Origin of the sequence: Pantoea septica, from assembly GCF_002095575.1 — a bacterium.
Lineage (GTDB): Bacteria > Pseudomonadota > Gammaproteobacteria > Enterobacterales > Enterobacteriaceae > Pantoea > Pantoea septica.
Genome location: NZ_MLJJ01000024.1, coordinates 38313 through 52425, shown reverse-complemented (window position 1 = coordinate 52425; position 14113 = coordinate 38313). Strand labels below are relative to the sequence as shown.

The 14113-nt window shown below is 61.5% G+C and carries 11 protein-coding genes and 1 pseudogene; 5 read left to right on the top strand and 7 right to left on the bottom strand.

What is annotated here, in order from left to right; translation table 11 throughout:
• Positions 1-80: 80 nt before the first annotated feature.
• Positions 81-947, top strand: a complete 867-nt coding sequence (yghU, locus tag HA46_RS14050) for a glutathione-dependent disulfide-bond oxidoreductase (RefSeq protein ID WP_033793246.1) — start codon at positions 81-83, stop codon at positions 945-947.
• Positions 948-958: 11 nt separating this feature from the next.
• Positions 959-1252, top strand: a complete 294-nt coding sequence (locus HA46_RS14045; protein WP_033793244.1) for a DUF1330 domain-containing protein — start codon at positions 959-961, stop codon at positions 1250-1252.
• A gap of 32 nt (positions 1253-1284) precedes the next feature.
• Here the strand turns inward: HA46_RS14045 and HA46_RS14040 are convergent, their stop codons facing one another.
• Both HA46_RS14040 and HA46_RS14035 read right to left on the bottom strand, forming a co-directional pair.
• Positions 1285-2370 (bottom strand): YncE family protein, encoded by a 1086-nt coding sequence (locus HA46_RS14040; protein ID WP_084884947.1) that lies wholly within the window; start codon positions 2368-2370, stop codon positions 1285-1287.
• A 126-nt stretch (positions 2371-2496) separates the two neighbouring features.
• The gene (locus tag HA46_RS14035) at positions 2497-3414 is read right to left on the bottom strand and encodes a LysR family transcriptional regulator (RefSeq protein WP_084884945.1); all 918 of its coding nucleotides are present in this window, start codon (positions 3412-3414) and stop codon (positions 2497-2499) included.
• A gap of 146 nt (positions 3415-3560) precedes the next feature.
• Between HA46_RS14035 and HA46_RS14030 the strand changes: the two are divergent.
• Positions 3561-4508 (top strand): annotated as a pseudogene (locus HA46_RS14030) (tartrate dehydrogenase); the annotation flags it as partial.
• Here HA46_RS14030 and HA46_RS14025 read toward each other — a convergent pair.
• The 3 genes from HA46_RS14025 to HA46_RS14015 all read right to left on the bottom strand — a co-directional run bounded on the left by HA46_RS14025 (position 4439) and on the right by HA46_RS14015 (position 8107).
• Positions 4439-5902: a glycoside hydrolase family 28 protein gene (locus tag HA46_RS14025; RefSeq protein ID WP_244277525.1), complete on the bottom strand. Its 1464-nt coding sequence runs from the start codon at positions 5900-5902 to the stop codon at positions 4439-4441. The pseudogene HA46_RS14030 and the gene HA46_RS14025 overlap by 70 nt on opposite strands.
• 103 nt (positions 5903-6005) lie before the next feature.
• A complete protein-coding gene (locus HA46_RS14020; RefSeq protein WP_084884942.1) occupies positions 6006-6860 on the bottom strand; it encodes a glucosamine kinase nucleotide-binding domain-containing protein in 855 nt (284 codons plus the stop codon).
• Between the two features lie 2 nt (positions 6861-6862).
• A complete protein-coding gene (locus HA46_RS14015) occupies positions 6863-8107 on the bottom strand; it encodes an MFS transporter (RefSeq protein WP_167626708.1) in 1245 nt (414 codons plus the stop codon).
• Positions 8108-8504: 397 nt separating this feature from the next.
• Here HA46_RS14015 and HA46_RS14010 point away from each other — a divergent pair, with 397 nt between their 5' ends.
• Together HA46_RS14010 and HA46_RS14005 are read left to right on the top strand one after the other, a co-directional pair.
• Positions 8505-9095: a hypothetical protein gene (locus tag HA46_RS14010; RefSeq protein ID WP_084884937.1), complete on the top strand. Its 591-nt coding sequence runs from the start codon at positions 8505-8507 to the stop codon at positions 9093-9095.
• Positions 9096-9378: 283 nt separating this feature from the next.
• Positions 9379-11769: a glucose/quinate/shikimate family membrane-bound PQQ-dependent dehydrogenase gene (locus HA46_RS14005; RefSeq protein WP_084884976.1), complete on the top strand. Its 2391-nt coding sequence runs from the start codon at positions 9379-9381 to the stop codon at positions 11767-11769.
• An 88-nt stretch (positions 11770-11857) separates the two neighbouring features.
• On the opposite strand, the gene HA46_RS14000 is transcribed toward HA46_RS14005, so the two are convergent.
• The gene (locus tag HA46_RS14000) at positions 11858-13060 is read right to left on the bottom strand and encodes an MFS transporter (RefSeq protein ID WP_084884935.1); all 1203 of its coding nucleotides are present in this window, start codon (positions 13058-13060) and stop codon (positions 11858-11860) included.
• Between the two features lie 106 nt (positions 13061-13166).
• Positions 13167-14057, bottom strand: a complete 891-nt coding sequence (locus tag HA46_RS13995; protein WP_033793235.1) for a LysR family transcriptional regulator — start codon at positions 14055-14057, stop codon at positions 13167-13169.
• Positions 14058-14113 lie beyond the last annotated feature (56 nt).

Genomic DNA, 14113 nt, shown 5'->3' with positions numbered 1-14113 from the left:
GCAGGGTTAAACCGCAATTATTCGCCCTGCTACACTCAGAGACGTCTGACACATTCTCACCAACAAGGCGAACCCACACTATGTCGGAAAACAGTTATCAGCCCGCAACAGTCTGGAAATGGGATCCGGAAGCCAAAGGCAACGGCGCAAAAACCAACCGTCCCATCGCAGGCGCAACCCATGAAAAAGCGCTGCCGGTCGGCAAGCATCCGCTGCAGCTCTATTCGCTCGGCACGCCAAACGGCCAGAAAGTGACGATCCTGCTGGAGGAGCTGCTGGCGGTCGGCGTCAAAGAGGCGGAGTATGACGCCTGGCTGATCCGCATCGGCGACGGCGATCAGTTCGGCAGCGGCTTTGTTGATATCAACCCCAACTCCAAGATCCCGGCGCTCAGCGACCATTCGGTGAACCCGCCGCTGCGCGTGTTCGAATCCGGCAGTATTCTGCTCTATCTGGCGGACAAGTTCGGCCACTTCCTGCCGGACGATCCGGCGGGCCGTACCGAAGCCCTGAACTGGCTCTTCTGGCTGCAGGGCGCCGCGCCCTTCGTCGGCGGCGGTTTCGGCCACTTCTACCACTACGCGCCGGAGAAAATCGAATACGCCATTAACCGCTATACGCTGGAGACCAAGCGCCTGCTCGACGTGCTCGATCGCCGCCTGGCGGAGAGCCGCTTCCTTGGCGGCGAAGCCTATACCATCGCCGATATCGCCACCTGGCCCTGGTTCGGCGGCCTGGTGCTGAGCAACCAGTATGGCGCGACCGAGTTCCTCGACGCGAAGTCCTACAAAAACGTGGCGCGCTGGGCGCAGGAGATTGCGGAGCGTCCGGCGGTGATCCGCGGGCGCAAAGTGAACCGCGTGATGGGCGATCCGGCCGATCAGCTGCACGAGCGCCACGACGCATCCGATTTTGACACCAACACCGAAGATAAACGCCAGGCGTAAAGGAGCCAACAATGAGCGCATATGTCATCTTTATTCGCGACAAAATTACCAACCCTGAAGAGTTCGCTATTTATGGCGAGAAGGCGGGCAAAGCGCGCGGCGACCACCCGATAACGCCGCTGGCGTTTTATGGTGCGCTGGAAACGCTGGAAGGGCCGGAAGCGGACGGCGTCGTAGTGCTGGAATTCCCGACGGTAGAAGCGGCGCACGGCTGGTATGACAGCCCGGAATATCAGGAAGCGAAGCAGCATCGCCTGAAAGGCGCGGAGTACCGCGTGGTGCTGGTGCAGGGCGTCGAGCAGTAACCAAAGGGACGCCGTTCGGCGTCCCTCTCTTTTTAATTCAGCTGAATGCGCGCCACGCTGTCTGGCCCCTTGCTGCTGTGATCTTTATTGAAGCCCTGTTTGATGGTGACATAGAGCGTCTGACCATCCGGCGTGACCAGCAGGCTGTTGGGATGCCCCTCGAACGACCAGCTGTTTTTCACCGCGTAGGTGGTGGCGTCAAGCTGTAGCACCTTCTGCGATTCACGCTGGCTGATATAGATCTCGTTGCGCTTCGCGTTGAATTTAATGCCCAGCGCGTCGCCGTCGATGCGTTTAATCACCTTGCCGGTGCGCTCATCGAACACCAGGGTGGTTTTCGCTTTCGAGTTGTCGGTAACGAACAGACGGCCGGTTGCCGGATCTTCCGCCATGTTCAGCAGCAGATACGCTTTGCCGTCGCCGGCGGTCAGGCGCTTCTCGATCTTATGGCTACGCGGGTTGATCACCAGAATCTCACCGCCGCCGTTCGCAGCATAGATGCGATCGGTGACCGGCGAGTAGATAATGCCGGTGACCCATTTGCCCGCGTTTTTGATGCGCGTTTTCAGCTTCATCGTCTGCGCATCTACCACCCAGATTACGCCCGGATCGCCTACGCCGCCGATATAGAGCTGGTCGTTATGCAGGAAAATCTCGCGCGCGCCGAACGGGAAGCCCTTCTCGTTGCGCTCGCTGAACAGGGTACGCGCCAGCACTTTACCTTTCGCCGGATCGATCTTCGAGATGCCGCCGTCCAGCGTATTGGTCACGTAGAGCAGGCTGCCGTCTTCGTTCATGGTCATGCCGAAGTTTTTCAGATCGGTGTAGCCTTTGCCGGTGGTCTCCAGCGTGGCGGGATCGAGGCGATAGATCACCCCGCCGCTGACATCCTTAAAGGCGTCGGCGCTGGCGACGTAAAGCGCGTTGGCACCCGGTACGTAAGCCATCTCATACAGGCCGAAGCCGAGTTCGCGCTGTTTCACCGCAGAGGCGGCGGGCTTTGCGGCAGCGGCCGGCGCCTCGGCTTTTTTCGCTGGCGCCTGACAGGCCGTCAGGCCGAAAGCGGCGGCGACCGCCAGAGCAAGCGCAGCGTTGCGCGGACTGAACAGAGATTTCATGCATGACTCCCTTGGGAAATGATGCGCCTGCGCTCGGCTCAGCCGCCGCGGTTAGCGCTCAAAAAGAATGAGAATCATACTCATTAACAATCAAGGTGTAAATGCTGCCCGCTGCGGTGGCGCCTTTTACGTCTCCCTCTTTAAGCGCGCCTGTAAAAAATCGACGAAGGCGGTAATGCGCGCGGGAAGCTGCCGCTGCGCCTGCCATACCGCGAAAATATCGCCGTCGGGCGCCTGCCATTCGGGGAGCACGTGCAGCAGATCGCCGCGCTCGACAGCGTGCCGCGCATCCCACCACGAGCGCAGCAGGATGCCATGGCCGTCCAGCGCCATGCGCATCGCCACTTCGCCGTCGTTGGTGAGCAGGCTGCCGCGCACCTTCTGGCTGACGCTCTCGCAGCCCTTCACAAAGCGCCACAGGGTGAAATCCCCTTCATGCTGGCGCAGCAGAATACAGTTGTGCTGCGCCAGCGCGTGAATATCGGCCGGCAGGCCGCAGCGCTCAGCGTAGGCGGGCGAACAGCAAAGAATGCGCGGATTGGCGCGCAGCCGACGCGCCACCAGCCGCGAATCGGGCGGCTCCCCGACGCGCACGTCAATATCGACGTTAGCGTCGAGAAAATTGAGCGGCTGGCTGCTGAGCTGCAGCGACAGCGCCAGTTCCGGATGCAGCGCCGCAAACGCCGACACGCAGGGCGCGACGTGGCGGCGGCCAAAGCCGAACGACGCATTGATATTCAGCGTGCCGCGCAGCACCTCGGTCTGGCCGCTCACCGCCTCCTCCAGCGCCGCCAGCTGATCGAGCAGCGGACGCGCGCCGTCCAGATAGCGCCGCCCCTCCGCCGTCAGCTCCAGACGCCGCGTGGTGCGCTTCAGCAGCTGGACGCCAAGCCGCCGCTCAAGCTGGCTGAGACGCTTGCTGACCGCCGCCAGCGACAGGCCGAGATCGCGCGCCGCCGCCGTCAGGCTGCCAAGGGTGGCGATACGCACAAAGAAGGCGAGATCGTCGGTGGAGGTGCGGGATTCTCTACTTTGATTCAACATTGGCTTGCGTTTCAGGCTAATTATTTCCCGGTGATGCAAAGTTATACTGCGCAGACAATTCGAACATCAACCCTGTGAGGTGCCCTGTGTCTGAAAAAATCCATCGAATTGCCGTCATCCCCGGCGACGGTATCGGTAAAGAAGTGATGCCTGAAGGCATTCGCGTAATGAACGCGGCGGCGGAGAAGTTCGGCATCGCGCTGCGCTGGGAGTGGTTCGACTTCGCCAGCGCGGAGTACTGGCAGCAGCACGGCAAGATGCTGCCCGACGACTGGTTCGCGCAGCTAAAAACCTTTGATGCGATCTATTTCGGGGCGGTGGGCTGGCCGGAGATCGTGCCGGATCACGTCTCGCTATGGGGATCCCTGCTGCAGTTCCGCCGCGAGTTCGATCAGTACGTCAACCTGCGGCCGGTGCGTTTAATGCCCGGCGTTAAAGCGCCGCTGGCGAACCGCAAACCGGGCGACATCGACTTTTACGTCGTGCGTGAAAATACCGAAGGAGAATACTCCAGCGTTGGCGGCACCATGTTCCCCGGCACCGAGCGCGAAGTGGTGATCCAAGAGACCGTGATGACGCGCATCGGCGTCGACCGCATCCTGAAGTTCGCCTACGAGCTGGCCAACAGCCGCCCGAAAAAACACCTTACCTCCGCCACCAAATCCAACGGCATCGCCATCACCATGCCCTACTGGGACCAGCGCGTCGAGGCGATGGGCGAGCACTACCCGCAGGTCAGCGTCGACAAGTATCATATCGACATTCTCACCGCCAACTTCGTGCTGCACCCCGACTGGTTCGACGTGGTGGTCGCCAGCAATCTGTTTGGCGACATTCTTTCCGATCTCGGCCCGGCCTGCACCGGCACCATCGGCATCGCGCCCTCGGCCAACATCAATCCCGACCGCACCTTCCCCAGCCTGTTTGAGCCAGTGCATGGATCCGCGCCCGACATCGCCGGCAAAGGCGTGGCGAACCCCATCGGCCAGATCTGGTGCGGCGCGATGATGCTGGAGCATCTGGGCTATAAAGCCGCGGGCGACGCGGTGCTCGACGCCATCGAACGCACGCTGGCGCAGGGCGAATGCCTGACGCGCGATCTCGGCGGCGAAGCCAGCACCGAAGCGCTCGGCGCCGCGATTGCCGCGGCGCTCAGCGCCTGGTCGATCACGAAAAGTTCCGGGTTCCAGCCTGGCGGCAGCGGTTCCGGCCGCTCAACCGTCAGGTGATGCCAGCGCAGATTCTCGACGCCGCGCGCAAACAGCGCGGGCAGGCCGCCGGGATAGCGCTCTACGCCGAACGCCTCCCCGGTCGCAGGATCGAGCTTCCAGGCATTATCCAGCCCCATGCCGGTCGGCGCGTCGGGATTGCACGGCGGCCGAATATCAAACTGTCCCTGCGCGCTATCGCGGCTGACCACCTGGCGCAGCTGCACATCGGCGAGCAGCACGTCGCGAATATCGCCAGGCCGGACGGCATGCAGGTTGATCGCCCCTTCCGCTATACCGCTTGCCTGCGTGAACTGCAGCTGCTCGACTTGCCCCGGCCGCACCGCCGGATCGCGCGGACGCACCGACACAAACAGCGGATCGGCCTTGCCCCAGTGGCACGGCGGCGCATAGTGGCAGACAAAGGTCAGATGGCTGAAGAGCAGCCGCCGCATCGCGCCGCCGTCGCGCGACAAAATGCCGATGCCGCGGTTGGAGTCAAACAGGGTGCAGTTAGTGACGGTAACGTCCTCGATATCGTCGAAGGTTTCGGTGCCGATCTTAAAGGCGCAGCTGTCAGAGCGCAGCTGGCAATTGCTGACAGTGATCTGACGCGCGGGGCGGCGTAACGCATCGGGCTTCAGTGTCGTTTTGATGCAGATGGCGTCATCCGCCGCGCTGAGGTAGCTGTTGCTGACGAAGACCGCCTCGCAGCTATCGATATCGAGCGCGTCGGTGTTCGGCATCGTCATCGCGTTATCGATGGTGAGGCGATCGATATGCACATGGCGGCAGCTCACCAGATGCACCGTCCACATCGGCGCCTGTACGATGGTGACCCCCTCCAGCGTCACCTGCTCGCACGCTTCGAACACGATGAGACGCGGCCGATCGGGACGCGGCAGCCGGTAGCCCTGCGCGTCACGCTCGACGGCAAACCAGGTTTCGCCGTCGCCGTCGATGCAGCCCTTGCCGCTGATGGTCAGATTGCGCTGCCCGAGCGCGTAGAGCAGCACGTTATGCGACTTCTCGGCGCTGCTCAGCGTCTGAAATCGCTGATAATCGGCCTGGCGCTGGCTGGCGAGCAGCACCGCGCCCGCTTCAAGGTGCAGCTCAAAATGGGAAGGCAAATTCAGGCAGCCGCTGCGGTAACGCCCGGCGGGCAGCGTCAGGCCGCCGCCGCCCGCGGCGGCGATCTGGTCGATAGCGCGCTGCAACACCGCCGTGTCCAGGGTTTCACCGTCGGCGGCGGGATGAAAATCAGCAAGGGAAAGGTGCATGGTGCGGCTCCTGATAAGAGAGAAACCGCTATTTCAGCGCGTACGGCGCGGGGAAACCTTTATCTGACCGCCACCTCGCCGCTTTGTGAAGCGCCTCGCAAAATTAGCCGAGGCGGGCCAGCGCCAGCGCGCCGCTGAGCGCATCACCCTGCGGCGCCGTCAGCACGCTCCGCAGCGACTCCGGCAGATAAGGCTCGATGGGCTGCGCCAGGCCGCCCATCAGCGCCAGCTTGCCACTCTGACGCGCCAGCAGCGGCTGCGCCATCAGGGCGATCTCCTCTGCGCTCTGCCGCACCAGCGTCAGGCCGTGCGCGTCGCCCTGCTGCGCGGCGGCAAACACCTCCGGCGCCACGCTGCCCCAGTCGGCGGTGGTCGCCCGCTGCGACCAGAGCAGCAGCGTTTCAGCATCCTGCGCGAAACGGGCCATCAGCCGCTGCGTCAGCGGCGAGGCGGACACAACCGCTTCATGCGCCAGCAGCGCCAGCCGCAGCGCACGCTGCCCCAGCACGGCGCCGGAACCGAGATCGGAAAGCGCGAAGCCCCATCCGCCGAGCAGCGTAAAGCTGTCGCCGTCCCAGCTGGCGCCCTGGCTGCCCGTACCAACGATAAATACCGCGCCTGGCGCGCCGCCGTGCGCGCCGATGCAGGCGATCTCCACGTCGGTGACGACGCGCAGCGCGGCACAGCGCGGCCGCCAGTCGGCGAGACGCCGCTGGACCGAAGGCACATTCGCTCCCGCCAGGCCGGCGACGATGCGCATCTGTGCGGCGGGCAGCTGCGCCTGGTCGGCAACCTGCGCGATCAGCGCGTCAAGCGTGCCGATCGCGGCGTCCCAGGCGGAGAAGACGTTGGCCGGGCCGCCTTCGGCCTGCGCCAGCACCTTGCCCTGCGCATCGATAAGTCGAGCGCGACAGCGGGTGCCGCCGCCGTCAATGCCAAGAAAGTAGAGAGAATTCATGCTTAATTCCGCGTCGCTTCATGTTGGGGATCATTTTCCAGTTTCTGCCGCTTACGTAAATGCGGAAATAGCGCCATCCATACTCCCACCACCACCAGCCTGCCGATACCGCCAATCGCCGCGGCGGGCACCGCGCCGAACCAGGCAGCCAGCAGCCCCGACTCGAACTCTCCGAGCTGGTTCGAAGTATTGATAAAAATGGCATTAACCGCGTTGACGCGGCCGCGCATATCGTCTGGCGTATCGAGCTGCACCAGCGCGCCGCGGATCACCATGCTTACCATATCGAATCCGCCGAGCGCGGCCAGCGCCAGCAGGGAGAGCCAGAGCTGAGTAGAGAGCGCAAACGCCAGCGTCGCGATGCCGAATCCCGCCACCGAGCCGAACATGATCATGCCGACATGCTTTTCCAGCTTGTTGCGGCTGAGCCACAGCCCCACCAGCAGCGCGCCTACCGACGGCGCGCCGCGCAGCAGGCCGAGCCCCCAGGGACCGGTATGAAGAATATCCTGGGCGAAAATCGGCAGCAGCGCCGTCGCACCGCCGAGCAGCACGGCGAAAAGATCGAGCGAGATAACGCCGAGCACATCTTTGCGATCGCGGATAAAACGCACGCCGGCGAAAAGATTCGGCAGATTCATCGGCAGACGCGGCTGCGGCGGGCGCTCATAGCGCAAGCGGGCCACCAGGAAAAGCGACAGCAGATAAAAGGCGGCAGAGACGCCATAGACTACGTCCGGACCGGCGACATAAAGCAGACCGCCCAGCGTAGGGCCGACGATAACCGCCGCCTGGCTGCCGACCGAGGTCGAGGCCATGGCGCGCGCAAGAATGGCAGGCGGCACCAGCGAAGGCAGCATCGAGGTAATGGCGGGCCACTCCAGCGCTTTCGCCACGGAAATCAGAAACACCAGTCCCCAGATTTCCATTTTGCCAGCCCAGTTGAACAGGGTTAAAAACAGCAGCGCCACTAGCGCGGCGCACTCGATCAGCTGGCCCAGCAGCACGATGCGGCGACGGTCGAGCTGATCGGCCAGATGGCCAGCGGGCAGCGCTAACAGTACTGACGGCAAAAACTGCATCAGGCCGATGATGCCCAGCGCCATCGCGCTGTTGGTAAGGGCGTAAATCTGCCAGCTGATGGCAACGGAGAACATCTGAAAACCAAACGATGAGCAGGTGCGCGCCAGCCAGAACGCGACAAACGCCCGATGCTTTAACAGCGATTCATCCGCTGTCTGTTCCATAGAATCCATAATTTATCCCGTTAATTAATCTGCCGGTTCACGTCATGGCGCGAACCTCTCTTTTTTAATCTGCGCAGGCGAACGCGCAGCACAGCGTGCTTCATTTCGCCCGGGCTGGCAATGTCGGGATGTGCTTTAGCGCGTCGCTAAAATGCGGCGCGCGGCGGCAGCTTTATTATTGACTATTATCAGACTATTTATTTCCAGAAAGGCAAAATTAGGGCCATTTAATTATTAAAGTATACTTTATAATGCACTTTAATAGCCGCGCAGCAAGGCGCATAAAAAGGGTGACGACTTTAATATTTCCGTTTTATATTGAGTCCAGCAGTAACCTGAGCGTTACCTTGAGAAACACTTATAATTTTGTCCGACTTTTTCTTTTAACCAGAGATGCATGGAAAATAGCTTGTACAATTCATATGTTACTGAAAATATTCTCAGCCCCGCAGGCACATTGCTGGGTTTTTGTTATTCAAAACCTTACTTACTGGATGATGCAGAGGAAACCAATAATAATGACGATATAGTTGCATGGAAAAATCATTGTGCAAATGAAGCGGCATTAATGATTATTCCCGTTACCGTGAAGCAGCTTAAACAAATCATTGCCGCGCCAGATCAATATCTTTGCTGGCAGCATTCACGCGTTCGCCTGGCGATTAACTATGACGCGCTGAAAGAGTGCCGCCTCGCTTTACCTGCAATAACAAATATTTTTAAGTTCTGGATGCTCGATTTCGCTCCACCCGGCGCGGACTGGCGGCTGATTGATTCTTTCCCTTTTTCCGGCATCGTGTTAAGCGAAGATTTCTTTAACGACAATTATCAAAAATTTACCTTCCCTTTCTTATTATCCTCATTTGCTGAAAGGGAAATTAAGGTTATTGTTCGCAGCGCCCAGCCGGCGCCGCCCGCCGAGGTAATGCAGACGCTCAATATATCGGGCTGGCAGCAGCAGCGATGCGCAGGCAGCCTTATCAGCTGAAGCGCCGAGGAAAAACCCAAACGCTGGCGTTGTGAGCGCAGCCTGAGCGCCATAACGCAGCGTAAACCTCATAAAATGTCGTACTAATTGCGCGCTTAAGCGCAAAGCGCCAAAAAAATCAAACCTCTTAACGTTTTTACTATAAAATTTAACTCAAACGGATTGCGATGCTCACGGGAAGAGCAACATTGAACACCTGCTTTCTTACGTACTTTATATAACGTGAAAACAGCCTAATGCGTTGTTTTCTGTGTTTTTATGGCAAAAAAACGAGGTCGACATTATGGGGAAAAGTTCCTCATCTTTTTGCGTAATTCGTTTCCTGACGGTGCTGTTCGCATTCCTGACGGGCGCGTTTATGCTGATTGGCGGTGGTTGGTTAGCCGCTATCGGAGGTTCCTGGTATTACGTTATCGGCGGTGTGGTTATGCTTATCACCGCCTGGCTGCTGTCACGTCGCAAAAGCACCGCGCTGGTTCTCTATGCGCTGCTGCTGATCGGCACCCTGATCTGGGGCGTATGGGAAGTCGGCACCGACTTCTGGGCCCTGGCGCCGCGCACCGACGTGCTGGTGATTTTCGGCGTCTGGCTGATCCTGCCTTTTGTTTACCGTAGCGTAAACGCCGGCAGCAAAGCCGCGCTGGGCAGCATGGCCGTCGCGCTGATCGCCAGCGCCCTGGTGCTGGCCTATGCGGTATTCAACGATCCGCAGACGGTGAACGGCAAGCTGCCGGAAACCGCGCAGAACGCCGCGCCGGCACAGCCGCTGAGCAATATCGACGACGCTGACTGGCCCGCCTATGCGCGCGATCAGCAGGGAACCCGTTTCTCGCCGCTGAAGCAGATCAACGAAGAGAACGTGAAAAACCTGCAGGTTGCCTGGCAGTTCCAGACCGGCGATCTCAAGACCGCGAACGATCCGGGCGAAATTACCGACGAAGTGACGCCGATTAAGGTCCGCGACACGGTTTACCTCTGTTCGCCGCACCAGATTCTTTTCGCGCTCGACGCGGCCACCGGCAAGCAGAAGTGGAAATTCGATCCGGGCATGAAGCCGAATCCGACCTTCCAGCATGTTACCTGCCGTGGCGTCTCATACCACGAAGTGCCTGCAGCGGCCGACGCGGCTAACAGCCAGCCCGCGCTCTGCTCGCGCCGTATTTACCTGCCGGTAAACGACGGTCGTCTGTTCGCGCTGGACGCGGAAACCGGCGCGCGCTGCCCTGCCTTCGGCAACAACGGCGAGCTGGATCTGCAGCACAAGCAGCCGGTTACCACGCCGGGCCAGTATGAGCCGACGTCGCCGCCGGTTATTACCGATACCACCATCGTTATGGCGGGCGCGGTAACCGATAACTACTCGACGCGCGAGCCGTCTGGCGTGATTCGCGGCTTCGACGTTAACACCGGCAAACTGCTGTGGGTCTTCGATCCGGGCGCGAAAGATCCTAACGCGATTCCGGCTGACGAACACACCTTCACCATGAACTCGCCTAACTCCTGGGCGCCGGCGGTTTACGATCCGAAACTGGACACCGTTTACCTGCCGATGGGCGTTTCTACCCCGGATATCTGGGGCGGCAACCGCACGCCGGAGCAGGAGCGCTACGCAAGCAGCGTGCTGGCGCTGAACGCCACCACCGGTAAGCTGGTGTGGTCTTATCAGACCGTGCATCACGACCTGTGGGACATGGATCTGCCGTCGCAGCCGACGCTGGCCGACATCACCGATAAAGACGGCAATACCGTTCCGGTGATCTACGCCCCGGCGAAAACCGGCAACATCTTTGTGCTGGATCGTCGTACCGGCAAGCCGGTCGTGCCTGCGCCGGAGACCCCGGTTCCGCAGGGTGCCGCGAAAGGCGATCACGTTTCGCCGACGCAGCCTTACTCTGAGCTGACCTACCGTCCGAAGCAAAATCTTACGGACAAGGATATGTGGGGCGCGACCCTGTATGACCAGCTGGTGTGCCGCGTAATCTTCAAGCGTCTGCGCTACGAAGGACCGTTCACGCCGCCGTCCGAACAGGGCACGCTGGTGTTCCCGGGCAACCTGGGCATGTTCGAATGGGGCGGCATCGCGGTCGATCCGCATCGTCAGATCGCTATCGCCAACCCGATGGCCCTGCCGTTCGTCTCTAAACTGGTGCCGCGCGGCCCGGGCAATCCGATCGAGCCGCCTGAAGGCGCGAGCGGCGGTTCGGGCACCGAAACCGGCATCCAGCCGCAGTACGGCGTGCCGTACGGCGTTGAGCTGAACCCGTTCCTGTCGCCGTTCGGCCTGCCGTGTAAGCAGCCGGCCTGGGGCTACGTTTCTGCCGTCGACCTGAAAACCAACGAAGTCGTCTGGAAGAAACGTATCGGCACCACGCGCGACAGCGCGCCGGTTCCGCTGCCGTTCAAGATGGGTATGCCGATGCTGGGCGGCCCAATCGCGACGGCGGGCAAGGTGTTCTTTATCGGCGCGACCGCAGACAACTATCTGCGCGCGTTCAGCACCGAAACCGGCGAGCAGCTGTGGCAGGCGCGCCTGCCGGCTGGCGGCCAGGCGACGCCGATGACCTATGAAGCGAATGGCAAGCAGTACATTGTCATCGCAGCCGGCGGTCACGGCTCCTTCGGCACCAAGCTGGGCGACTATGTGATTGCCTACGCGCTGCCAGACGAGAAATAAACCTCTCCGAGGCAAGTAAAAAGCGGACTTCGGTCCGCTTTTTTATTGGCCATGCGCCAGCGTGGCGGAGCGAGTCTGACTCGTTTTCCTACCGCCGCGCTTTGCGGCTGTTACGCCAGTTCACTGCCCCGCACAGCAACATTACCCCTGCCGTCAGCAAAAACACCGGCCGCATGCCGAACGCGCCGCCGATAAAGCCGCCAAACAGCGGGCCGGTCACCTGGCCGATATACTGTGCGGAAGTCGAGTAGCCAAGCATGCGCCCGACCTGCCCTTCCGGCACGCTATGCCGAATAATCGCCGTAATACAGGGCAAGAGTCCGCCGAGCGCCATGCCCATCAGAAAGCGCAGCGCCACCAGCTGCCATGCGGCGGTAATAAACGCCTGCGGGATCAGCAGCGCCGCGCAAATCAACAGACCGCCGCTCAGCACGCGCCAGTGGCCGATGCGGTCGGCCAGCCTGCCCAGCCGCGGCGCGGAAAGAATGCTGCCCAGCGCGGCAGCGGCCATCACCAGCCCGGCGGTAACGGTAATGGCGCGATCCCCCGCCACGAACTGCCCGATATAAAGCGTGATAATCGGCTCAATCGACATGTTGGCGAAAATCAGCAGCATGCCTGACAGCCACATCAGCTTCACCGCGCCGTGATTGACGGCGCCGGACGCTTCGCCAGCGGCGCGCGTTGCCGCAGGCGGGCGCGGCTGCTCTTTGAGCAGGAAAGCGGTTGCCAGAAAGGCGAGAAAAATAGCGCCGCCGGTCAGCCAGAAGGTGTGGCGGATGCCGATCAGCGGCGGCAGCACGCCGCCCAGCAGCGGACCAACCACGTTTCCCGCCATGATGCCGGAAGAGAGCATACCGAGCGCCCAGCCGGTGTGCGCCTTCGGCGTCTGTGCCGCCACCAGAATGGTCGAGCCGGAGGCGTAGCCGCCGAGCAGCCCCGCCAACAGCCGCAGCGCCACCAGCTGCCAGGGCGCGGTGGCCATGCCGATCAGCGCCATCGCCACCGCCATGCCGAGGCTGGCGCGGATCAGCATCAGCTTGCGGCCATAGCGATCCGCCAGCCTGCCCCAGAGCGGCGCGGTCAGCGCGGCGCTGAAGAAGGTCGCTCCGTAGGCCAGCCCGGACCAGCGCGCAATCGCCGCCGGCTCCGTCACGCCAAGCTGTCGCACATAGAGCGGCAGAAAGGGCAGCAGCAGCGTCATCGCCACGATAGTGCTGAACGAGCCCAGCACGCATACCCATAAGTTACGTTTCCAGATTTGCGCGTCTGGCGCGGCGATCGCTTCCATCAAGCCCTCCTTTTGTCTGGCTTTCAGGCTAGCGTCGTTGACGCTGCAACAACAGTACCGGCGCGATAATTACTCGGCGCCGCCCGTTGTTGCCAGACGGCAACAATCAGCTGCTCAACGCGGCAACCAGCGCGTCGCACAACAGGCTGACCGGCGCGGCAGGCTGCGCCTCTTTCAGCAGCAGATAGCTTTGCAGGCGATCCATCTGCCACTCCGCCAGCAGCTGGGTAATCTCGCCGCGCGCCAGCGCCGCCTGCGCCATATAGGACGGCAGATAAGCGATGCCGCTGCCCGCCTGGGCGGCGTTGAGCAGCGCCATGCTGTTATTCGCGCGAAAGCGGCTGCGCACGTCCACCACCAGCCGCTGCTTATCGCGGCGAAAAGGCAGCGCGGCGGTGTGCGCCGGCCCGTGAAACATCAGCAGATCGTGGCGCGGCAGCATATCGGGATGGGTCACCGGCGGGCGCTGCGCCAGGTAGTCCGGCGCGGCGTAGAGCCCCCACTCGATATCGCCTAACAGCCGGACGTGCGCGCCCTGCGGCGCGCGAGCGCGGATCGCGACGGCGATGTCGACCTGATCTTCCACTGCCTCGCTGCCGCGATCGGTCAGGTCGAGATCGACGTTGATATGAATATGGCGACGCAAAAAGAGGTTGAGCGCGGGCGAGACGCACTGGCAGCCGTAGGTAACCGGCGCCTGCAGCCGCACGTTGCCCGCGACGTTCTGATGCAGCTGCTGCACGAAAGCGTCGGCGCGATGCATCTCCGCCAGCATGCGGGTGCAGAAAGGATAGTAGGCCTGCCCCAGCTCGGTCAGCGCCATATTGCGCGTGGTGCGGTGCAACAGCTTAAAGCCGAGCCGGACCTCAAGCCGGGCGATCTCCCGGCTGACGTGGGATTTCGACAGGCCGAGCGCGCGCGCGGCCTCGCTGAAGCTTCTGCACTCCACCACGCGGGCGAACATCATCATCGCCGTTAAGTTTTCGCTGTTATCCATAATTGTCTGGTCCGCCGCAAAAAAGCAGACTAAACAATTTCGCTACCGGTTACATC